General features: G+C 72.8%; 21 protein-coding genes and 2 pseudogenes. 12 read left to right on the top strand and 11 right to left on the bottom strand.

Going from position 1 to position 19,316, the window contains the following annotated elements:
* Positions 1-122: 122 nt before the first annotated feature.
* Genes QUE51_RS02290 through QUE51_RS02305 form a run of 4 tightly spaced genes read right to left on the bottom strand, consistent with a single transcriptional unit; the run spans position 123 to position 3,722 of the window.
* Positions 123-611 carry a UvrD-helicase domain-containing protein gene (locus QUE51_RS02290; protein WP_286278012.1) on the bottom strand — a complete coding sequence of 163 codons (489 nt, stop codon included), beginning with the start codon at positions 609-611 and terminating at the stop codon, positions 123-125.
* Positions 608-730: a hypothetical protein gene (locus QUE51_RS02295; protein ID WP_286278013.1), complete on the bottom strand. Its 123-nt coding sequence runs from the start codon at positions 728-730 to the stop codon at positions 608-610. Before QUE51_RS02295 ends, QUE51_RS02290 begins: the two co-directional genes overlap by 4 nt.
* Complete coding sequence (locus QUE51_RS02300) at positions 727-1,701, bottom strand: RecB family exonuclease (protein ID WP_286278014.1); 975 nt, start codon at positions 1,699-1,701, stop codon at positions 727-729. The genes QUE51_RS02295 and QUE51_RS02300 overlap by 4 nt, the downstream gene beginning before the upstream one ends.
* A complete protein-coding gene (locus QUE51_RS02305; protein ID WP_286278015.1) occupies positions 1,608-3,722 on the bottom strand; it encodes a UvrD-helicase domain-containing protein in 2,115 nt (704 codons plus the stop codon). The genes QUE51_RS02300 and QUE51_RS02305 overlap by 94 nt, the downstream gene beginning before the upstream one ends.
* A gap of 74 nt (positions 3,723-3,796) precedes the next feature.
* On the opposite strand from QUE51_RS02305, the gene QUE51_RS02310 reads away from it, so the two are divergent.
* On the top strand, positions 3,797-4,021 hold the full coding sequence (locus QUE51_RS02310; protein WP_286278016.1) for a DUF3107 domain-containing protein: 225 nt from the start codon (positions 3,797-3,799) through the stop codon (positions 4,019-4,021).
* Positions 4,022-4,029: 8 nt separating this feature from the next.
* Entirely contained in the window at positions 4,030-4,338 is a 309-nt protein-coding gene (locus QUE51_RS02315) for a hypothetical protein (protein WP_286278017.1), read from the top strand.
* A gap of 168 nt (positions 4,339-4,506) precedes the next feature.
* On the opposite strand, the gene QUE51_RS02320 is transcribed toward QUE51_RS02315, so the two are convergent.
* Positions 4,507-5,214 (bottom strand): ferritin-like fold-containing protein, encoded by a 708-nt coding sequence (locus tag QUE51_RS02320; RefSeq protein WP_286278018.1) that lies wholly within the window; start codon positions 5,212-5,214, stop codon positions 4,507-4,509.
* A gap of 175 nt (positions 5,215-5,389) precedes the next feature.
* Here QUE51_RS02320 and QUE51_RS02325 point away from each other — a divergent pair.
* Both QUE51_RS02325 and QUE51_RS02330 read left to right on the top strand, forming a co-directional pair.
* A pseudogene (locus tag QUE51_RS02325) lies at positions 5,390-6,821 on the top strand (DEAD/DEAH box helicase).
* A gap of 72 nt (positions 6,822-6,893) precedes the next feature.
* Positions 6,894-8,768 (top strand): glycoside hydrolase family 2 protein, encoded by a 1,875-nt coding sequence (locus QUE51_RS02330; protein WP_286278019.1) that lies wholly within the window; start codon positions 6,894-6,896, stop codon positions 8,766-8,768.
* On the opposite strand, the gene QUE51_RS02335 is transcribed toward QUE51_RS02330, so the two are convergent.
* Genes QUE51_RS02335 through QUE51_RS02345 form a run of 3 tightly spaced genes read right to left on the bottom strand, consistent with a single transcriptional unit; the run spans position 8,765 to position 10,134 of the window.
* Positions 8,765-9,100 carry a hypothetical protein gene (locus QUE51_RS02335; RefSeq protein ID WP_286278020.1) on the bottom strand — a complete coding sequence of 112 codons (336 nt, stop codon included), beginning with the start codon at positions 9,098-9,100 and terminating at the stop codon, positions 8,765-8,767. The genes QUE51_RS02330 and QUE51_RS02335 overlap by 4 nt on opposite strands.
* Entirely contained in the window at positions 9,076-9,216 is a 141-nt protein-coding gene (locus QUE51_RS02340; protein WP_286278021.1) for a hypothetical protein, read from the bottom strand. The genes QUE51_RS02335 and QUE51_RS02340 overlap by 25 nt, the downstream gene beginning before the upstream one ends.
* 57 nt (positions 9,217-9,273) lie before the next feature.
* Positions 9,274-10,134, bottom strand: a complete 861-nt coding sequence (locus QUE51_RS02345; protein ID WP_286278022.1) for a PHP domain-containing protein — start codon at positions 10,132-10,134, stop codon at positions 9,274-9,276.
* A gap of 94 nt (positions 10,135-10,228) precedes the next feature.
* Here QUE51_RS02345 and QUE51_RS02350 point away from each other — a divergent pair, with 94 nt between their 5' ends.
* Both QUE51_RS02350 and QUE51_RS02355 read left to right on the top strand, forming a co-directional pair.
* A complete protein-coding gene (locus QUE51_RS02350) occupies positions 10,229-11,173 on the top strand; it encodes an endonuclease/exonuclease/phosphatase family protein (RefSeq protein ID WP_286278023.1) in 945 nt (314 codons plus the stop codon).
* Between the two features lie 171 nt (positions 11,174-11,344).
* Positions 11,345-12,873, top strand: a pseudogene (locus QUE51_RS02355) (aminopeptidase P family protein).
* 113 nt (positions 12,874-12,986) lie between these two features.
* On the opposite strand, the gene QUE51_RS02360 reads toward QUE51_RS02355, so the two are convergent.
* Together QUE51_RS02360 and QUE51_RS02365 are read right to left on the bottom strand one after the other, a co-directional pair.
* Positions 12,987-13,499: a YflT domain-containing protein gene (locus QUE51_RS02360; protein ID WP_286278024.1), complete on the bottom strand. Its 513-nt coding sequence runs from the start codon at positions 13,497-13,499 to the stop codon at positions 12,987-12,989.
* Between the two features lie 17 nt (positions 13,500-13,516).
* A complete protein-coding gene (locus QUE51_RS02365; RefSeq protein ID WP_286278025.1) occupies positions 13,517-14,377 on the bottom strand; it encodes a metalloregulator ArsR/SmtB family transcription factor in 861 nt (286 codons plus the stop codon).
* A gap of 92 nt (positions 14,378-14,469) precedes the next feature.
* Between QUE51_RS02365 and QUE51_RS02370 the strand changes: the two genes are divergently transcribed.
* The 4 genes from QUE51_RS02370 to QUE51_RS02385 all read left to right on the top strand — a co-directional run bounded on the left by QUE51_RS02370 (position 14,470) and on the right by QUE51_RS02385 (position 18,077).
* Positions 14,470-14,937, top strand: coding sequence for an SRPBCC family protein (locus QUE51_RS02370; RefSeq protein ID WP_286278026.1), 468 nt, complete (start codon positions 14,470-14,472; stop codon positions 14,935-14,937).
* Positions 14,938-15,047: 110 nt separating this feature from the next.
* Positions 15,048-16,379, top strand: a complete 1,332-nt coding sequence (locus QUE51_RS02375) for a magnesium transporter MgtE N-terminal domain-containing protein (protein ID WP_286278027.1) — start codon at positions 15,048-15,050, stop codon at positions 16,377-16,379.
* Positions 16,363-16,932, top strand: a complete 570-nt coding sequence (locus QUE51_RS02380) for a DUF1003 domain-containing protein (protein ID WP_286278028.1) — start codon at positions 16,363-16,365, stop codon at positions 16,930-16,932. Before QUE51_RS02375 ends, QUE51_RS02380 begins: the two co-directional genes overlap by 17 nt.
* Entirely contained in the window at positions 16,929-18,077 is a 1,149-nt protein-coding gene (locus QUE51_RS02385) for an Mrp/NBP35 family ATP-binding protein (protein ID WP_286278029.1), read from the top strand. The genes QUE51_RS02380 and QUE51_RS02385 overlap by 4 nt, the downstream gene beginning before the upstream one ends.
* 57 nt (positions 18,078-18,134) lie before the next feature.
* Here the strand turns inward: QUE51_RS02385 and QUE51_RS02390 are convergent, their stop codons facing one another.
* Positions 18,135-18,257, bottom strand: a complete 123-nt coding sequence (locus QUE51_RS02390; protein WP_286278030.1) for a hypothetical protein — start codon at positions 18,255-18,257, stop codon at positions 18,135-18,137.
* A 132-nt stretch (positions 18,258-18,389) separates the two neighbouring features.
* Between QUE51_RS02390 and QUE51_RS02395 the strand changes: the two genes are divergently transcribed.
* Both QUE51_RS02395 and QUE51_RS02400 read left to right on the top strand, forming a co-directional pair.
* Complete coding sequence (locus tag QUE51_RS02395; protein ID WP_286278031.1) at positions 18,390-19,013, top strand: LysR family transcriptional regulator; 624 nt, start codon at positions 18,390-18,392, stop codon at positions 19,011-19,013.
* The gene (locus QUE51_RS02400) at positions 18,899-19,291 is read left to right on the top strand and encodes a substrate-binding domain-containing protein (protein WP_286278032.1); all 393 of its coding nucleotides are present in this window, start codon (positions 18,899-18,901) and stop codon (positions 19,289-19,291) included. Before QUE51_RS02395 ends, QUE51_RS02400 begins: the two co-directional genes overlap by 115 nt.
* The last annotated feature ends 25 nt before the right edge of the window (positions 19,292-19,316 follow it).

Consider the following 19,316-nt stretch of genomic DNA (forward strand, 5'->3'; position numbering starts at 1 on the left):
GGCGCGGGGGCTGCCGTACGGCAGGTTCTCCAGCCGCCCGAAGTCGTCGACCATGCGGCCGACCTCGGCGGCGCCGACGATGTTGTCCGCCATGGCGCGGCTGAGCGCGAGCACGCCCTCGGTCAGCCGGTCCACCGACTTCTCGAGGCCGACCAGCCGGTCGTCCTCGCTGGCGACCACGACCCGGCGGGCCAGCTGCCAGGCGGACGCCTCCCCCAGCACCAGCGCATCCGGCTCCCGGCCGATGGCGAGCGCGTGCTCGCGGAAGAGGGCGCTGGCGAACGAGTTGTAGGTCGCGATGGTCGGGGCGTCGAACGGGTCGATCTCCCCGGTGCGAGCGGCGTGCGGCCGAGCCCGTCCACGCGCTTCGTGACGCGCTCCGACAGCTCGCCTGCTGCCTTGCGGGTGAAGGTGAGCCCGAGGATCTCGCTCGGCGCCGCCGCCTGGTTGGCGAGCAGATAGACGACCCGGTTCGCCATCGTCTCCGTCTTGCCGCTGCCCGCGCCGGCGAGGACGAGGCTCGGCTGCAGGGGCGCCTCGATGACGGCCTTCTGCTGGTCGGTCGGCTCCGGCAGGCCGAGGGCCGCGGCGATCTGGGCGGCGCTCGTCATGCGGACACCGCAGGCACGAGGTGGATGCGGTACGCGTACCGCGCGTAGGGGTCCCGGTCGTCGAGGCCGTCCACGCCGGGGAACAGCGTGCCGGCCATCTGCTCCGCCGCGGCCTTCACGCGCGACCGGAACGACTCGAGCGCCTCCTCGCCGAGGGCCTCCTGCGCGGCCTCGCGGAACATCCGCCCGCCCACGCCGTCCGCGACGAAGAGGAGCTTGGCGCCCCCGGCGCCGCCTGCTCGGGGAGGCCCTCCAGCGCGCCGGATGCGGCGGCCAGCTGGTAGAGCCCGAGCTGGGCGTGCTCCGGCAGCTCGTCCTTCGTCGGCCACCGCCGCCCCGTCTTGAGGTCGACGATGACGAGAGCGCCGTCGCGGGTGAGCTCGACCCGGTCGATCGTGCCGCGCACCCGGGCGGGGCCGACATCGAACTCGAACCCGGACTCCGCCCCCAGCAGCCGGTGGCCGTCCCGATCGAAGGCGGACAGGTAGTCCGCGAGCCCCTCCGCGAGCCGCGTGGTGCGCCGCCGCTCGTACTCCTCCACCCACGGGGATTCGAACGAGAACTCGTTCCACCGCTCGTCCACGGCGGCCATGACGGCCTGCGCCGAGAGGTCGGCGCCCGGCGTGAGCGACAGCTTCTCCATCGCCGCGTGCAGCACGGTGCCGATGCTGGCGGCGATGCCCGAGGGGCTCGCCGCCATGACGTCGACGAACCAGCCGAGCGGGGACTTCTCGACCGTCGCCAGCCGCGACGGAGACACGGTGACGCGCGTCTCCGGGTCCTCGAGGTCGGCGAGCGGCAGGTCGGTGCTCGGGGCGAGCACTCCGTACCAGGTGGCGGGGTCCGCGCCCGGGACGCGCTCCTCGCGGAGGCGCGCGAGGGCCGCGGACGCCGGCGAGCCCGGGTTGCCGGCGAGCTCCCGGCGGAGGGCACCCACCATGCCGCGGAGGGTGAGCGGCATCCGGCCGGTCCCCGGGTCGAGCGGAGCGTCCGGGATCAGCCGGAGGAGCGACGACGGCTGCTCGTCCACGTTCGCCACCGAGGTGAGCACCAGGGCGGCCCGGGCCCGCGACACGGCGAGCGCGAACATGCGCAGCTCGTCGTCGAGGACCGCCTTCCTGGCGTCGATCTGCTCGACGGGCAGGCCTTCCAGCACCGCGGCGAGGCGATCGGGGTGCAGCAGCGTTCCGCGCAGGCGGAGGTTCGGCCAGATCCCCTCCTGCAGCGCAGACACGGCGACGACGTCGAACTCGGCGCCGAGCACCGCGGTGGGCGCGCACACGAGGACCGAATCCTGCCGGGCCCGCGGCGCGAGCGTGTCCTCCGGGAGGTCGGCTCCGAGCACCTCGGCCAGGAAGTCGGTCGCCGGCTGCCCCGGCGAGCGCTCCACGAAGCGCTGGGCCGCGGTGAAGAGGGCGACCGCCGAGTCGAGGTGGCGGTTGGCCTCGTCCGCGAGCACGCCGGTGCCCTGCGCCTGCGCGCCCCACGTGCGCGCGAGGCCGCTGCGCTCCCAGGTGAGCCAGAGCAGCTCCTCGATGGAGGCGCCGCGTCCGTGCGCGTCGCGGACCTGGGCGATCGTCTCCGCCAGGTGGCCGGCGCGCCGGGCAGGCGCCGTGTCGAGAGTCGCGAAGCGGCCGGGAGCTGCCATCGCCTCGACCAGGAGCTCCTCCGCCGGCCGCGCGCCCTCCCCGCGAGCTCCTCGTGGCGCAGGGCGAGGCGGAGCCGGCGCAGGGCGATGGCGTCGATGCCGCCCAGCGGCCCGAGCAGCAGCTGGGCGAGCGTCGGGGCGTCGAAGGGCAGCGAGCCGACCGCGACCGAGACCGCGTCGACGAGATGCCGCGCCGCCCACTCCTCGCGCAGCGGACGCGCGGCGAGGCTCGTGCGGGTGGGCACCTCGCCGGCGGCGAGACCGCGGGCGAAGGCGGGCACCAGCCGGCCGGAGCGCACGATCACCGCCATCCGGTTCCACGGCACCTCGTGGCGCACGTGCAGCTCCCGGAGTCGGTGCGCGAGCCGGGCGATCTCCTCGGGCCGCCCGGGCGCCTCGATGCGGACGACGGCGGTAGCGCCGGAGTCCGCTCCGGTCTCGTCGTCCGCGGTGGGGCGGAGGCGGTGCGTGCCGAATCCCGCGGTGCCGATGCGCGCGGTGATGCCTGCGGTCACCCGGGCGATCGCGGGATCCGCCCGATGCTCGCCCGTCAGCACCAGGGTCGGCATCGACGGGATGCCGAGGGTCGCCCCCAACCGGGCGAGCAGGTCGGAGCGGCCGCCGCGGAAGCCGGTGCTCGCGATGTCGGGGTCGCCGAAGGCGAGAACGGCGGTGCCGTGCGCGACCCACGCCGCGATCAGCTCCGCCGTCCCGCTGCCGAGCTCCTGGGCGTCGTCGACGAGCACGAGCCGGGGTCCCGCGGGCGCCCGGCCGGCCCGGATCAGGGCGGTCGCCTCCGCGAGCAGCTCACCCGAGTCGTAGGACGAGGAGCGGAAGCTGTCGACCACGCGCTGGTACTCCTCGGCGAACCGCGCAGCCGCGGCCCATTCCGGATGCCCCTCGCGCATCCCCAGCTCCGCGAGGGCCGCGGGCGACAGGTTCGACTCGGTCGCGCGGGCCATCAGCTCGCGCAGCTCGGTGCGGAACGCCGGGAGGCGGCGCACGTCCGCGTCAAGATCCTCGGGCCAGTCGGGGCCGCCGCCCTCCTCCAGATGCCCCTCGAGCAGCGCGCCGATGATCGAGTCCTGCTCGGCGCCGGTCAGGAGGCGCGGGGCATCCTCGCCCGTGCGGGCGGCGTCGGCGCGGACGATCTCGAAGGCGACGGAGGCGGCGGTGCGGGCGACGGGGCCACCCGTCGGCACGCCGAGCCGCAGGGCGATGCGGTCGCGGAGCCGGCCGGCCGCCTGGCGTGCCGGCGACAGGACGAGCAGCTCGCCCGGAGTCCAGCCCGCCGCGACGCGCGCGGCGACGAGCTCGACCAGGGTGGTCGTCTTGCCGGACCCCGGCGGCCCGACCACGATCGCGCTGGCATCGGCGGGGAGGTCCAGGACGGCGCGCTGGGAGTCGTCGAGGACGACCTCGTCCTCGACCGCCACGAACGGCGCGAATCCCCGAATCCCCACCTCTCCACGGTAACCGCGTGCGCCGACAGAGAACGGAGCCCGGCGCCCTCGGCGCGCTGTCGTAGGCTCAGGCCGTGGAGATTCGCATCGGCATCGTCAACAGCCCCCGAGAGCTCAACTTCGAGACGACTCAGCCTGCGGCCGAGATCGAGAAGACGGTCGCGGACGCCCTCGAGAGCGGCGCCAAGTTCGTGAAGCTGCTCGACGGCGACGGCAAGGTCTACCTCGTGCCGGCCGCGAGCCTCGCCTACATCGAGCTCGGGTCCGAGAAGACCCGGCGCGTCGGCTTCGTCGCCTAGACACTTCCGTGGAGCTCCTCTTCGTCGTCCTCGGCGGGATACTCCTGGGCCTGATCGCCCGCTACTCGCTGCCGCACCGCTCCACGAGCGGAGTTCTGCTCCTCCCCGCGCTCGGCGCAGCGGTGTCCGCCCTGATCTGGGTGGCCCTCACGTGGGCGGGGTTGAAGTGGGACGCCGGACTCATCTGGTGGATCACGCTGCTCGCGACCGCGCTCGTCTGCGGCGCCGCCGCCCTCCGGCTGGGCCGCTCGCGCGAGCGCGCCGACGCGGCACGCCTCAGCGCCCTGATCAACCCGCGCCGCACGACCGCCCGCTGACGCCTCGGACAAGATCCCAACCGAACCCGCTGATTGAGGAGCTCGCGCAGCGAGCGTCTCGAAATCAGCAGCGGTTTCCCCGAGGCTCGACCCCGATGAGGGCGTGATTTCGAGACGCGCCTGGCGGCGCTCCTCAATCTTCGGTTGAAGAGGTGAGGCGTCCCCGGCTCAGGCGGTGAGGCCCAGGCGGTCCATGCGGCGGGTGTGCTCCGCCATCAGCTCGGTGAGGACAGGCTCGATCCGGTGCTCCGCGTTCTTCTCCGTCGGCGGCAGGGCCGTCCGGGCGAGGAGGAGGGTGTCGCCGACGAGGCGCCGCCCCCACACCGCGAGCCGCGAGCCGACCCGGGCGTCCTCGCGGATGCCGGCCGCGAGCAGCCGGACCAGGGTCTCCGTGCCGCTGTCGCCCGCGATGACCTCGGCGAACTTGGGGCCGCCGTCGGGCACCCCGCCCGCGAGGCGGGAGAAGAAGTCGTCGAGCAGGCCCGACGTGAGGTAGACGCTCGCGAGGGTCTCGTACCAGTCGGCTCCCCCGGCCGCCTCGAAGAAGGCGTCGACGGAGTCACGGAACGGGGCCATCGCGGCCGTCGGGTCGGCGCCGCGGCGCTTCAGCTCGGCCACGAGCGCGCGGTGCTTGGCGAGCACGAGTCCGGCGGCAGCCGAGAGCGCCTGCTTGGCGTCGAGGTCGGGCGCAGAGGAGGCCGCCCGGGAGAGGGCCTCGAAGTGGCCGAGCTGCAGGTAGGCCGCCTGGGCGAGCACCTTGATCGGATCGGTCCGCAGGGCCTCGATGCTGACGCGCTCGATGGGCAGCGGAGCACCGCGCTTCCGCGACCGCGGGGACTCGGCGCCGCCGCCGTGGCGTCCGAGCCAGGAGATCACCAGCACAGCTTAGGGGCGAGCGGCTGTGCGCCGCGGAGCAGAGCACCGCGGACCGCCGGCTCCCCGCCCTCACCGGGCGGCGAGCCGGTAGGATGGGCGGGTTCCGAGCGAGACTGCCGGAACGGACGAGCGCCTAGGACCTACGGGCGCACTTATCGACAGGCGCATCCACTTCGTGACTTTCACTGAACTCGGCGTCGACCAGGACATGGTCGATGCCCTCGCAGACAAGGGCATCCTCGAGCCCTTCCCCATCCAGACCCAGACCATCCCCCTCGGCCTCTCCGGCCAGGACATCATCGGCCAGGCCAAGACCGGAACGGGCAAGACCCTCGGCTTCGGCATCCCGATCGTCCAGCGGCTCGGCCTCGAGCCGGCCCCGGGCGTGCAGGTGCTCGTGGTCGTCCCGACGCGCGAGCTGTGCGTCCAGGTGACCGAGGACCTCGAGGTCATCACCTCGAACCGGCCGACCTCGGTCGTCTCCATCTACGGCGGCAAGGCCTACGAGGGCCAGATCGAGCAGCTCAAGGCGGGCGCGCAGATCGTCGTCGGCACGCCGGGACGCCTCCTCGACCTCGCCGGCCAGCGGCTCCTCTCTCGCGAACGTGCGCGAGATGGTGCTCGACGAGGCCGACAAGATGCTCGACCTCGGCTTCCTGCCCGACATCGAGAAGCTGTTCGCGCAGACCACCGCGACCCGGCACACCATGCTGTTCTCGGCCACCATGCCGGGTCCGATCATCGCGCTGGCCCGCCGGTTCATGAACCGGCCGGTGCACATCCGGGCGACCGACCCGGACGAGGGCATCACCCAGGCGAACATCAAGCACCTCGTCTACCGGGCGCACTCGATGGACAAGGACGAGGTCGTCGCGCGCATCCTCCAGGCGGAGGGCCGCGGCAAGACGGTCATCTTCACCCGCACGAAGCGCGCCGCCGCGAAGCTCGTCGAGGAGCTCACCGACCGCGGCTTCAAGGCCGCAGCCGTGCACGGCGACCTCAGCCAGGAGCAGCGCGAGCGCGCCATGGCGGCGTTCAAGGCCGGCAAGAAGGACGTGCTGATCGCAACCGACGTCGCCGCGCGCGGCATCGACGTCGACGACGTCACCCACGTCATCAACCACACCATCCCGGATGACGGGGAGTCCTACCTGCACCGCGTGGGCCGCACCGGCCGCGCGGGCAAGACGGGCATCGCCGTCACGTTCGTGGACTGGGAGGACCTGCACAAGTGGTCCCTCATCAACCGGGCGCTGGAGTTCGGCCAGCCCGAGCCGGTCGAGACGTACTCCTCCTCCCCGCACCTGTTCGAGGACCTCAACATCCCGAACGGCACGCGCGGGCGGATCCCCGGACACCGGCCCGCACCTGAGGCCAGCGAGTCGGGGAGCGCCACGGAGACGAGCTCAGGCTCCGGCTCCGAGGAGGAGCGCGCAGCACGGTCCCGCTCGCGTCGCCGCACCCGCGGCGGATCGGGCGGCTCCGCCCAGAGCGGCGGACCGCAGGCGCACGCCGAGCACACCCCGGGCTCCGGCACGCACGACGGGTCATCGGCTCCGCGCCGCCGGCGTCGTCGCGGCGGGTCGCAGCCGGCCGCATCCGCCTGATCGGGTCGGCCGCGGCGTCCTGACCGCACTCCCTTCCGCAACGACCTCTCGCAACGACGCAGGAAGCAGCGCATGTCGGACGCTCTCCCCCGCCCGGAACACCCGCGCCCGCAGTTCGTCCGGGATCGCTGGCTGATCCTCAACGGCGAGTGGGACTTCGAGATCGACCAGGGCGACTCGGGGCTGCAGCGCGGGCTCGTGGAGGCGCCGCTGTCGGGCCGCATCCTGGTGCCGTTCGCACCCGAGTCCGCGGCGTCCGGCATCGGCGACACCGACTACCTGCAGGCGGTCTGGTACCGCCGGACCGTGCGCGTGCCGGACGACTGGTTCGGCGTGGTCCTCCTGCACTTCGGAGCGGTGGACTACGACACGACCGTGTGGGTCGACGGAGTCGAGGCCGGGCGGCACCGCGGCGGGTTCAGCTCGTTCACCCTGGACCTCGGTCCGCTCGCCGCGGGGTCGGAGTTCATCCTCACCGTGCGAGCCCGGGACCTGCACGACAACACCCAGGCGCGCGGCAAGCAGGCGCGCCAGTTCCTGAACAACGGCTGCTACTACACGCGGACCACCGGGATCTGGCAGACGGTGTGGCTCGAGTCCGTGCCGCCCGTGCACCTGCGTCGAGTCGCCACCACACCCCGGTTCGCGGACGGCGCGTTCACCTTCCGCGCGGCCGTGAGCCGCAACGCCCCCGGCCACTCCTTCCGGGCGACAGTGCTCTCGGGCGGCCGCCCGATCGCCTCCGCCGAGACCCGCGCGGACCTAGACCTCTCCCCCGCCCTGGACGTGCGGCTCCCCGAAGATGCGGTCCGCGCCTGGTCGCCCGAGGATCCGCACCTCTACGACGTCGTCTTCGAGCTCGTCGATGCTGCAGGAGAGACCGTCGACGAGGTGACCAGCTACGCCGGCCTGCGGTCGGTGTCCATCGACGGGCAGGCCCTGCTGCTCAACGGCGAACCGGTCTTCCAGCGCCTCGTGCTCGACCAGGGCTGGTGGCCGGACACCCTCATGACGGCGCCGTCCGACGAGGCGCTGCGGGAGGACATCCAGCTGGCGCTGTCGGCCGGCTTCAACGGCGCCCGCCTGCACCAGAAGGTGTTCGAGGAGCGCTACCTCTACCACGCGGACCGCGCCGGCTTCCTGGTCTGGGGCGAGTTCGGCGACTGGGGCGTCAACGGGCTCGGCGGCACGGGCGCCAACCAACAGCCGACGGCGTCCCACGTGGGCGAGTGGCTCGAGGTGCTCGAGCGCGACATCAGCCACCCCGCAATTCTCGGCTGGTGCCCGCTCAACGAGACGGCGCAGCTGCGGCACGACCGCACCACCGCGCTCGACGACGTCACCCACGCGATGTTCCTCGCGACGAAGCTCGCCGATCCGTCCCGCCCGGTGATCGACGCCTCCGGCTACTCGCACAGGGAGCGGACCGACGTCTACGACTCGCACTCCTACCTCCAGGACCCCGCCGAGTTCGCCGAGCAGCAGCGCGGCCTCGCGGACGGGATGCCGTACGTCAACGTCGGCGAGGACGGCCCGTGGTCGCTGCCCTACGCGGGGCAGCCGTACTTCGTGTCCGAGTTCGGCGGCATCTGGTGGAACCCCGCCCGCTCCCGTGACGCGGGCGCGGGTGACGACCTCCTCGACTCGTGGGGCTACGGCGACCGGGTGCGCAACCTCGATGAGTTCTATGCGCGCTTCGAGGGACTGATCGGCGTCCTCCTCGACGACCCGCGCATGTTCGGCTACTGCTACACCCAGCTGACCGACGTGTTCCAGGAGGAGAACGGCATCTACGCCTTCGACCGCACCGTGAAGCTCGATGTGGAGCGGATCCGGCGGGCGCAGCAGCGGCCGGCCGCATATGAATCGACGCGCGACGGCGCTCCGGTGCCGGCCGGCACCGCCCACTCCGCACCTTCTGGAGAGCTCCGCGGCCCGGTCGGCTAGCTCGGCTGCACGAGTGGCGCTCGTCCCGCCGTCGCTCGCCGGACCATTGCGAACCCCGCCGCGCACCCGATCAGGGCCATGGCGACGGCCGTCACGAAATAGGCGGCCGACAGGTAGAGAACGCTCGACAGCGCGACGGCGGCCGCGAGCGTGATCACGGCCGCGATGAGTGCCGGCATCAGACGTGAGCGGGGAAGAAGGCGGGAGATCGCCCAATACGAGCCGGCCCCGGCGAGGATCGACAGCAGGCCGGCATGGGCGCCCATGGGCACCGCGAAGACCAGGCCGAACAGCCAGGAGCGCAGCATCAGGTCCGGGTAGTCCCCCGCCACGGCGGGAAGCCCGCCGTGAACGCGGCGGCACCGGTGAGGCCGCCCCACGCCACGGCGGCACCGAGGAGCTGCAGCCACACCCGTACGAGACCGGGCGGTGAGGGCTCAGCGGTCATGCGCACATTCTCCGATGCAGCGTGCCGCCGCCCTCCGCGACACCCTCGCCCAGTGGGCTAGGGCGTGCGGACGATCGGCGCCCAGCCGGTCGCGGTCGCGACGAGGCGCTCGACGACCTCCGGGTCTGTGGTGTTCTCGCCGAGCCGGTTGTGCTTGCCGGTCCCGTGATAGTCGCTCGAGCCGGTGATCGCGAGGTCGTACTTGGCGGCCAGCTCGAGCAGGCGGCGCTTGCCGGCCTCGCTGTTGTCGCGGTGTCGGACCTCGAGCCCGAAGAGCCCCGCGTCCACCAGGCGGCGCAGGTAGTCCTCGGGCACGATCCGGTCCGTGCTCACGCCCGGGTGCGCGAGCACCGGGACGCCGCCCGCCGCGACGACGAGCCGTACGCCTTCCAGTGGCTCCGGGGCGTAGTGCGGCTCGTAGTACCCGGCGCGCCAGTGCAGGATCGTCGAGAACGCCTCTCCTCGGTCCCGGACGTGACCCCGTGCGATGAGGGCATCCGCGATGTGCGGCCGGCCGACGGTGGCGTCCGGCGTCGTCTGGGCGAGCACGTCGTCCCAGTCCAGCTCGTAGTCGTGCCCGATGCGCCGGACCATGGTCTCGGCACGGGTCCGCCGGTCGGTGCGGATGCGCTCCGTCTCGGCCAGGATGCCGGGGTCGGCCGGATCGAAGAGGTAGCCCAGGAGGTGCACGCTCGCCCACCCGGTGCGGGTGCTGAGCTCCATGCCCGGGATCAGGTCGACATCGGCCTGGCGTGCCGCCTCCGTCGCCTCGGCCCAGCCGGCGGTGGAGTCGTGGTCGGTGAGCGCGACGCCGCCGAGCCCCGCCGCAGCCGCGGCGGCGACCAGCTCGGCTGGCGTCTCGGTGCCGTCGGACACGCTCGAGTGCGTGTGCAGGTCGACCGGACCGCGAAGAGGCATGGGATCCATGCTAGATCGGCGGGTCCGTCCGGCCCGCCGCCTCACAGGCCGCGCCCTCCCGGGCGGCGCGGGTCGCCTCGGTTATGGTGAGCGCGTGATCCGCCGAGCGCTCGCGGCCGTGGTGGTGCTGGCGGTGTCCGGCACCCTCCTCGCGCTCGTCTGGCCGCAGGTCTTCGGCCTGGAACGCACGTCGCCGCTGGCCCAGGCCGTCTCGCTGCGGGGTGCGGCCGCCCTGGTCGCCGTCGTGGCCGCGGTGCTGGGCACGCTGCTCGCCCTGCTCGTGCGGTCCGGTCGCCGCTTCTTCGCGGTCCTGTCGGCGCTGCTCCTCGCCTTCGCCGGGGTCCAGGTGGCCGTGCTGGCGGGTCGCGGGCTCGCGGGCAGCAGCTTCGAGACGCCCTCCGCCGCCACCCTCACGGTGCTGAGCTGGAACACCCTCGGCGACGCCCCGGGAGCCGAGCGGATCGCGCAGCTCGTGATCGAGGCGCAGGCCGAGGTCGTGGCGCTGCCGGAGACGACGCGCGCGACCGCGGAGGACGTCGCGGCCCGCGCTCGGGCCGCGGGCCTGCCCCTGGTCGCCTACACCGTCGCGTACGACGAGGTGTCGAAGGCCCGGTCGACCTCGCTGCTGATCAGCTCGGCGCTCGGCTCCTACGTGGTCGGCGCCGGGGCCTCCAACACGTCGGTGCTGCCCAGCATCGTCGCGGTGCCGACCGGCGGTGGCCCGCTGATCATCTCCGCCCACGCCGTCGCGCCGACTCCCTCGAACGCCGCCGACTGGCGCTCGGACCTCGCGTGGCTGGCCGCCCAGTGCCAGGGCCCCGACGTCGTGATGGCGGGCGACTTCAACGCGACCGTCGACCACTTCACCGGGCTGGAGGGCCCCGCTCCCGACGCCGCCGCGACGCGCACCGACCTCGGCCAGTGCCGAGATGCGGGACGCCTGGGCAGCGGCGGCGCGGTCGGCACCTGGCCCACGTGGCTGCCGCCGTTTCTCGGCACCCCGATCGACCACGTCCTGGCGACTCCTCCTGGCGGGTGACCGGGTACCGGGTGATCGGCGACCGCGACAGCGCCGGAAGCGACCACCGGCCGATCCTCGTCCAGCTCACCCGCGCGGGCTGACCTGCCGACTTCCGTCGCTTTTCCGCCCCGTTTCCCCGCGGCAGCGGACAGGTGGGCGCCGCCCCGCTCCGGCGACGACAATGGAGGGATGAACGACGAGTCGGAGCGCGTGGCAGATCTCGAGGCACCGGAGGCGACCGGACCGGTCCGGGAGGCCGAGGAGGTGCCGACCCAGCGGATCGTCCCCGAGGAGGTCGTCCCCGACGGCGCCGCATCCGGCGACGCGGCCCCCACCGGGTCGACCGGTCCGGCCCCGCGCGCCACCACGAACCGGGCCGCGGGCTTCCCCGACTCCTTCGGCGCGTACATCGGCAGCGGCTGGGCGGACCGAGTGCTCGTCACCCCGCCGCAGCGCGACCAGGCCCCGTATGCGGCCGAGCGGCGCCGGCGGCTCTCGGAGCTGTTCCCCGGGCAGCGTCTCGTGATCCGCGCCGGCGACCGCAAGGTGCGCTCCAACGACACCGACTACCCGTTCCGCGCCGACTCCGGCTTCTCGTGGCTGACCGGCTGGGGCGCCGACAGCGAGCCCGGCGCGGTCCTCGTGCTCGAGCCGACCGGCGACGCTCACACCGCGACCCTCTACTTCCGCCCGGCCGCCGGCCGCGACTCCGACGAGTTCTACGCGAACCCCGAGATCGGGGAGTTCTGGATCGGCCCCCGCCCCACCCTCGAGCACGTCGCCGCCGACCTGGGCCTCGCCACCGCGCCCCTCGCGCGCTTCACCTCGGCCGACGACGACCTCGACGCGGACACGAGCGAGGAGCTCGCGCGCGCCCTGAGCGAGTTCCGGCTGGTGAAGGACGAGTACGAGATCGGGCAGATGCGCCTCGCCGTGGAGGCGACCGCGCTCGGCTTCGACGACGTCGTCGCCGACTTCCCGCGCGTCCAGCAGCACGAGCGCGGCGAGCGCATCGTCGAGGGGTTTTCAACACGAGGGCCCGCGCGGACGGCAACACGGTCGGCTACGACACGATCGCCGCATCCGGCCCTCACGCGTGCATCCTGCACTGGACGCGCAACGACGGCGCGGTCGTCCCCGGCGACCTCATCCTCATCGACGCGGGCGTCGAGCTGCCGAGCCTCTACACGGCCGACATCACGCGGACGATCCCGGTCGACGGCCGCTTCACGCCGACCCAGCGGCTCGTCTACGAGGCGGTGCGCGAGGCCGCCGACGCCGCCTTCGCGATTGTGAGGCCGGGCATCCGGTTCCGCGAGGTTCACGAGGCCGCCATGGCGGTCATCGCGCGCAAGACGGCGGAGTGGGGTCTGCTCCCGGGCACCGCCGAGGAGGCGATGCAGCCGGAGAACCAGCAGCACCGCCGCTACATGGTGCACGGCACCAGCCACCACCTCGGCATCGACGTGCACGACTGCGCGAAGGCGCGGCGCGAGCTCTACCGGGAGGGCGTCCTCGAGCCCGGCATGGTGTTCACCATCGAGCCGGGGCTGTACTTCCAGCCCGACGACCTCACGGTCCCCGAGCGGTTCCGGGGCATCGGCGTGCGCATCGAGGACGACGTGCTGGTCACCGAGACGGGCGTTGAGAACCTCTCGGCGGGCATCCCCCGCACGGCCGACGAGGTCGAAGCCTGGGTGGCGCGGCTCGCCCGCTAGCAGGGGCGGCGCCACTCCTCCCTCAGCAGGCAGAATCCGCTTCGGCAGGCCGGATCACGCCGATTCGGCCTGCTGAGGCCGGAAACTGCCTGCTGAGCGAGAGGTCAGAGGCATCAGAGGGCGGGCGGGAGGTCGTCGCCGCGGCCCAGGATGTTCTGCGCGCGGGCGGCGGTGTCGGACTGCACGACGATCGTGTAGTTCGCCGCGATGACTGCCCGGGTCGAGGTGAAGTCGCGGACGCGGCGCGTGACCGCGTAGCTGGCGATCGCGAGGATCATGCCGAAGCCGGCGCCGATGAGCGCCGCGGCCAGGGCGACGCCGAGAACGCCCGGGCTCGCCGGGGAGAAGAGCACGAGCACGATGCCGATGAACACGCCCATCCAGAGGCCCGACAGCGCACCAGCGCCTGCGGCCTTCCCGTAGGTGAGGCGCCCGGTGACATGCTCGACGCTCTTGAGGTCGTTGCCCACGATCGAGACGTCCTTCACCGAGAAGTCGGCCTTCACGAGCTTGTCCACGGCCTGCTGGGCATCCGCGTACGTCTCGTAGGTGCCGACCACCTCGCCGCGCGGCAGCGTCGGCTGCTGCTGCTGAGGGCGGGCGCTGAACGGCGAAGGCGTGGTCATGCCCCCATTGTCCCCGATCACCTCGCAACCGGGTCGGTCGGACCTGAGGAATCGTCCGAGGGACCGCTGGTGAGCAGCCCGGACAGCTGGTCGAGCAGTGCCGTCCAGCCCGGCTCCAGCCCGGCGAGGGCGGATGCCGAGCCCGGCGCCGCGTCCGGAACCTCGATGGTGAGCTCGAGGTCCGTTCCCCCTCGCCCGCGGTCCTCCCCTCCCGGCGCCGGCTCCGCGTCGGTGAGCACCAGCTGGAACAGGGGAACGAACAGCGGGCTCCCACCGGGGGCGAGGGGTGCGAGCGTGAACTCGAGCCGTCGCTCGCGGTCGACCTTGACGCATTCCCCCTCAGCCCGGTGGACGGCGCCGTCCGGCTCCTGAAGAACAAGGCGCGCAACGCCTCCCGGAGCCGGCTCGAGCTCTGCGACGAGCACCTCGAAGTGCGGGGGCGCCCACCATCGGGCCAGGAGGTCGGGGGTGGTCCAGGCCCTCCAGACGTCGGATCGCGACGCCGGCAGCGAACGACGCAGCGTGATCCGCCGCGCGAGGCCCGCGCCGATCCGTGCGCGCGTCTCCTCGGCAGCCACGCCTGCGGCATAGCGCTCGAGCGCGTCGTCCGACGCTGTGCGCCGGGCCAGCGCGCTGAACCACTCCCCGAGCTCCTGGAGCGCCTCGCGGCGCAGCGACACGACCTTTCGGCGCCCCAGGCGGTGAACGGTCACGAGCCCTGCCGCCTCCAGCGCCTGCACGTGCTTGCTGGTCTGAGGCTGGAGCGCGTCCAGCGCGAGCGCCACCTCCCCCACCGTGCGAGGCCCTCCCGCCAGCAGCTCGACGATGCGCAGCCGGGTCGGCTCCGCCAGCGTGGAGAGCATTCCGCCGGGCGCCATGCCTCCATGCTCGCATCTTGACACATTCGTCACAACGAATATATTAGTTGCACGCCGACCAGGATGGCGGCACGGAAGCGAGAGGGATCACCATGGTTTCGACGATCGAGCGGACAGTGACGGCCGACCCGGAGCGGGTCTGGGAGCTCTGGACCACCCCCGACGGCATCGGGCAGTGGTGGGCCCCCGACGGGTTCCGCACCGACGTGCACCACCTCGATCTCGCGGAAGGCGGCGAGCTGCTGTACACCATGACGGCCGTCGCACCGGAGCAGGTCGCCTTCATGCAGCAGTACGGGATGCCGCTCACGACCGAGTCACGCAAGACGTTCACCGAGGTCGATCGGCCGCGCCGGCTCGCCTACACGTCGCTGATCGACTTCGTGCCCGACCACGAGCCCTACGACCACCTCACCACGGTCGACCTCGTCGCCGTCGAGGGCGGGACCCGCGTCATCATGACCATCGAGCCCATGCACGACGACGAATGGACGGGACGCCTCGTGGCCGGTCGCACCAACGAGCTGGAGAATCTCGCCCGCCTCACTGCGAAGGCGTAAGCCCTCTCCTCCCTCGTCCCGCCCGGACCAGGCCGGCCGGCCCGGTGGCGCAACGACTGGCGCCGACCGGTCGGCGTGGGGCCGGGGGCGGGCCGAGTAGATTTGGACGCATGAGCGCGAGCAGGGTCTTCGTGGCCCGGCTGGTCGGCTGCAACGTGTTCGATCCGTTGGGCGACCGTGTCGGGAAGGTGCGCGACGTCATCGTCGTGTACCGACGAAGCGACCCTCCGCGCGTCGTGGGGCTCGTCGTCGAGATCCCCGGCAAGCGGCGGGTGTTCGTCTCCATCGGGCGCGTGACCAGCATCGGCTCGGGTCAGATCATCACGACCGGCCTCATCAACCTGCGGCGCTTCCAGCAGCGCGCGAGCGAGACGAGGATCATCGCGGAGATGCTCGGCCGTCGCGTGACGCTTGCGGACGGCTCCGGTGAGGCGACCATCGAGGACGTCGCCATCGAGGACGTCGGCCCCGGCGACTGGGAGGTCGGCCAGCTCTTCGTGCGCCGGCCGAAGACGAGCCCCAGCCCGTTCTCGAAAGGCCCGACCCTCTTCGTCCCCTGGGACCAGGTCCGCGAGCGCGCCGCGAAGGGACAGAGCCAGTCGGCGACCCAGCTGATCGCGAGCTACTCCGACCTCAACCCCGCCGACCTCGCGAACACCCTCCTCGACCTGCCCGAGCAGCGCATGCTGGAGGTTGCGGAGGAGCTGCCGGACGAGCGCCTCGCCGACGTGCTCGAGGAGATGCCCGAGAGCGAGCAGGTGCACATCCTGGGCCGCCTCGAGGACGAGCGTGCCGCCGACGTGCTCGACGCCATGCAGCCGGACGACGCCGCCGACCTCATCGGCATGCTCTCGGACGAGCGCGGCGAGGCCCTCCTCGAGCTGATGGAGCCGGAGGAGGCGGACGACGTCCGCAAGCTCCTCGAGTACGAGCCCGACACCGCCGGCGGTCTCATGACGCCGGAGCCGATCATCCTGTCCGCCGACGCGACGGTCGCCGAGGCCCTCGCGCTGATCCGCCGGCACGAGCTCGCGCCGGCGCTCGGCGCGGCGGTGTGCGTGACCCTGCCCCCGTACGAGCCGCCGACCGGGCGATTCCTCGGCATGGTGCACTTCCAGCGGATGCTGCGCTACCCGCCGCATGAGCGCCTCGGCACCCTCCTCGATCAGAGCACCGAGCCCGTCCAGGACGACACCCCCGCCTCGGAGGTCACCCGCATCCTCGCGAGCTACAACCTGGTGAGCGTGCCGGTCGTCGACAAGAACCGGCGGCTCGTCGGCGTCGTCACCGTGGACGACGTGCTCGACCACCTGCTGCCCGACGACTGGCGCAACCCCGACTCCACCCGACCCACCCGGTCCCGCACCGTCCCGGTGCGGCGTCCGTCCGCGGTCGCGGCCGCCGTGCGCGGAAGGAGGGCGAGCGATGGCACGAATCGATGAGGACCAGCGCGACCGCCAGCCGCGGCTCGACGCGCCCAAGGGACTCCGGGCCTCCGTCCTCCGCGGTCGCCGGCAGCGCACCAGCCGCGACCGCTTCGGCCGGTTCACCGAGTGGATCGCGCGCGCCATGGGCACGCCGTGGTTCCTGTTCGGGCTGACCCTCTTCGTCATCGCCTGGATGCTCTACAACACGCTCGCGCCGCAGGGCTGGCGCTTCGACGACGCCGCGATCGGCTTCACCGCCCTCACGCTGATCCTGTCGCTGCAGGCGTCCTACGCCGCGCCGCTGATCCTGCTCGCCCAGAACCGGCAGGACGACCGGGACCGCGTGCAGATCGAGCAGGACCGGCAGCGGGCCGAGCGGAACCTCGCCGACACCGAGTACCTGGCCCGCGAGGTGGTCGCCCTGCGGCTGCTCGTGCGGGACATGGCGTCGAAGGACTTCATCCGCGCCGAGCTGCGGTCGCTCCTCGAGGATCTCGAGAAGCGGGATGTCGAGAACGCGGCGGACAGCGAGCCGCGCCGCGGCGCCCCGGGCACGAGGTCCGCGTGAGCGCCGTGGACGCGGCGACCCTCGCGGACCGCGTCCAGCAGAGCCTCCGCCAGGTCATCGACCCGGAGATCCGCCAGCCGATCCCGGACCTCGACATGGTGGGCGGCGTCACGGTCGACCCCACCGGCCACGCGACGGTGGGCCTGCGGCTGACGATCGTCGGCTGCCCGGCCGCCGACCGCATCCAGCGGGACGTGCAGGAGGCGACCCTCTCCACGCCCGGGGTCACGGCCGTCACCGTCGAGACGTCGGTCATGACACCCGAGCAGCGGCACGCGCTCACGCTCAAGCTGCGCGGGCCGCGAGCGCGAGGCGCCCAGTTCGGCCGCGACTCGCTCACCCGGGTGATCGCCGTCTCGAGCGGCAAGGGCGGCGTGGGCAAGAGCACCCTCACCGCGAACCTCGCGGTGGCGCTCGCCCGGCGGGGACTCGCGGTCGGCGTCGTGGATGCCGACGTGCACGGCTTCTCGATCCCGGGCATCCTCGGCATCCCCGCGGACGCGACGCCGACCCGGGTCGATCAGATGATGCTGCCGCCCGTCGCGCACGGCGTGAAGGCGATCTCGATCGGGATGTTCCTGTCGCCCGAGCAGCGCGGGCAGGCGGTCGCCTGGCGCGGTCCGATGCTTCACCGCACGGTCGCGCAGTTCCTCACCGACGTGTTTTTCGGGGAGATCGACGTCCTGCTCCTCGACCTGCCGCCCGGCACCGGCGACGTGGCCATCTCGGTGGGCCAGCTGCTTCCGCACGCGGAGGTGCTCGTCGTGACGACGCCGCAGCCGGCGGCCGCGGAGGTCGCTGTGCGGTCCGGCCTCGTCGCCCGGCAGACGGGGCAGCGCGTGATCGGCGTGATCGAGAACATGGCGGGCCTCGCCCAGCCCGACGGCACCGTGCTGGAGCTCTTCGGCTCCGGCGGCGGCCTCGAGACGGCGGCGCGGCTGTCGCAGGGGCAGCCGGAGGCGGTCCCGCTCCTCGGGTCCGTTCCGCTGAGCGTGGACCTGCGCGAGGGCGGCGACAGAGGCGTGCCGATCGTGGTCGCGCGCCCGGAGGATCCGGCGGCGGTCGCGATCGAGGCGATCGCGGCGCGGCTCGCGGTGCGGAGCACGAGCCTCGCCGGCCGCAGCCTTCCGGTCACCCTCCGCTGACCTGCCCAGTTCTGCGGCAAGTCGGTGCCGAATTGCCGCAGAAGTGGGCAGTTCGCGTCAGGCGGAGCGGCGGGTGGGGGTGCGGCGGTATCCGTCGCGCGCGGTCACGACCACGGTGGCGACGGCTCCGGCGGCGGAGAGGGCACCGATGGCGGTGAGGACGAGGAGTGCGGCGGTCACGAGAGGCCTTTCTGCTGGCCGCACCGGCCTTTCCGGTGCGAACGGGTCCATCGAATCGCATCCGTGGTATTTAGCACAATCGAATAGTTCTTAGTCTTTCGTGAAGCTGAGCTGAACAATAGACTGCGGACCATGGACGTCCGGAGACTGGAGCTGCTGCGCGAGCTCGGCGAGCGCGGAAGCATCACCGCGGTGGCCACTGCCACCCATCGGACGCCGTCGGCGGTATCGCAGCAGCTCAAGGTACTCGAGCGCGAGATCGGCTTCCCCCTCACCGAGCGGAGCGGCCGCGGCATCGTCCTCACCGACGCCGGGCGCACCCTGGCGCGGACCGCCACCGACATCGCGGTCGCCATCGAGCGCGCGGAGGCGGTCTGGAACGCGTTCGTCGACGCCCCCGCGGGCGAGGTGTCCATCGCGACGTTCCCCACGGCCGGGCAGATGTTCATCCCCGGGCTCCTGAAGACCGCAGCAGCGACCCCGGGGCTGTCCCTCGTCGTGAGCGACCGCGATCCGCAGCTCCCCGACTTCCCCCGCCTCACCAACGACTTCGACGTGGTGCTCGCCCACTCCCCTCGCGGCCTCGCGGCTGGGCCGACGCCGGCCTCACTGTCGATGAGCTCCTCGTGGAGCCGCTCGACGTGGCGCTGCCCGTCGGCCATCCGCTCGCGAGCCGCGCGGTGCTCGAGGCCGCCGACCTCGTCGACGAGACCTGGATCGGGGTGCCGCTCGGCTACCCCTTCGAGCAGGTGCTGACCGAGATCGAGCGGATCTCCGGCCGGCCGCCGAGAGTGGCTCAGCGATTCAGCGACACCCGGATCACGGAGGCGGTCGTCGCCTCCGGCGCCGGCGTCGCCATCCTCCCGCGGTTCACCGCCCGCTCCTCCGCCCCCGCGCTCGAGCTGCGCCCGCTGGTGGGCGTGTCCGCGGTCCGGCACATCAGCGCGCTCTCCCGTCCGGACCGCGCCGAGCGCCCCTCGGTGCGGCTCGTGATCGAGCTCCTCCGCCAGGAGGCCGCGCACTTCGGCGACTGACCGCATCAGTTCGGACTCTCCGCAT

This window comes from Naasia aerilata (genome assembly GCF_030296595.1).
GTDB classification, from domain to species: domain Bacteria; phylum Actinomycetota; class Actinomycetes; order Actinomycetales; family Microbacteriaceae; genus Naasia; species Naasia aerilata.

Bases quoted from the DNA above. Each gene is read 5' to 3' on its own strand.
- QUE51_RS02290 (WP_286278012.1), bottom strand. From the start codon at position 611: ATGACGAGCGCCGCCCAGATCGCCGCGGCCCTCGGCCTGCCGGAGCCG.
- QUE51_RS02300 (WP_286278014.1), bottom strand. From the start codon at position 1,701: ATGTTCGCGCTCGCCGTGTCGCGGGCCCGGGCCGCCCTGGTGCTCACC.
- QUE51_RS02330 (WP_286278019.1), top strand. From the start codon at position 6,894: ATGTCGGACGCTCTCCCCCGCCCGGAACACCCGCGCCCGCAGTTCGTC.
- QUE51_RS02340 (WP_286278021.1), bottom strand. From the start codon at position 9,216: ATGACCGCTGAGCCCTCACCGCCCGGTCTCGTACGGGTGTGGCTGCAG.
- QUE51_RS02345 (WP_286278022.1), bottom strand. From the start codon at position 10,134: ATGCCTCTTCGCGGTCCGGTCGACCTGCACACGCACTCGAGCGTGTCC.
- QUE51_RS02360 (WP_286278024.1), bottom strand. From the start codon at position 13,499: ATGACCACGCCTTCGCCGTTCAGCGCCCGCCCTCAGCAGCAGCAGCCG.
- QUE51_RS02365 (WP_286278025.1), bottom strand. From the start codon at position 14,377: ATGGCGCCCGGCGGAATGCTCTCCACGCTGGCGGAGCCGACCCGGCTG.
- QUE51_RS02370 (WP_286278026.1), top strand. From the start codon at position 14,470: ATGGTTTCGACGATCGAGCGGACAGTGACGGCCGACCCGGAGCGGGTC.
- QUE51_RS02375 (WP_286278027.1), top strand. From the start codon at position 15,048: ATGAGCGCGAGCAGGGTCTTCGTGGCCCGGCTGGTCGGCTGCAACGTG.
- QUE51_RS02380 (WP_286278028.1), top strand. From the start codon at position 16,363: ATGGCACGAATCGATGAGGACCAGCGCGACCGCCAGCCGCGGCTCGAC.
- QUE51_RS02395 (WP_286278031.1), top strand. From the start codon at position 18,390: ATGGACGTCCGGAGACTGGAGCTGCTGCGCGAGCTCGGCGAGCGCGGA.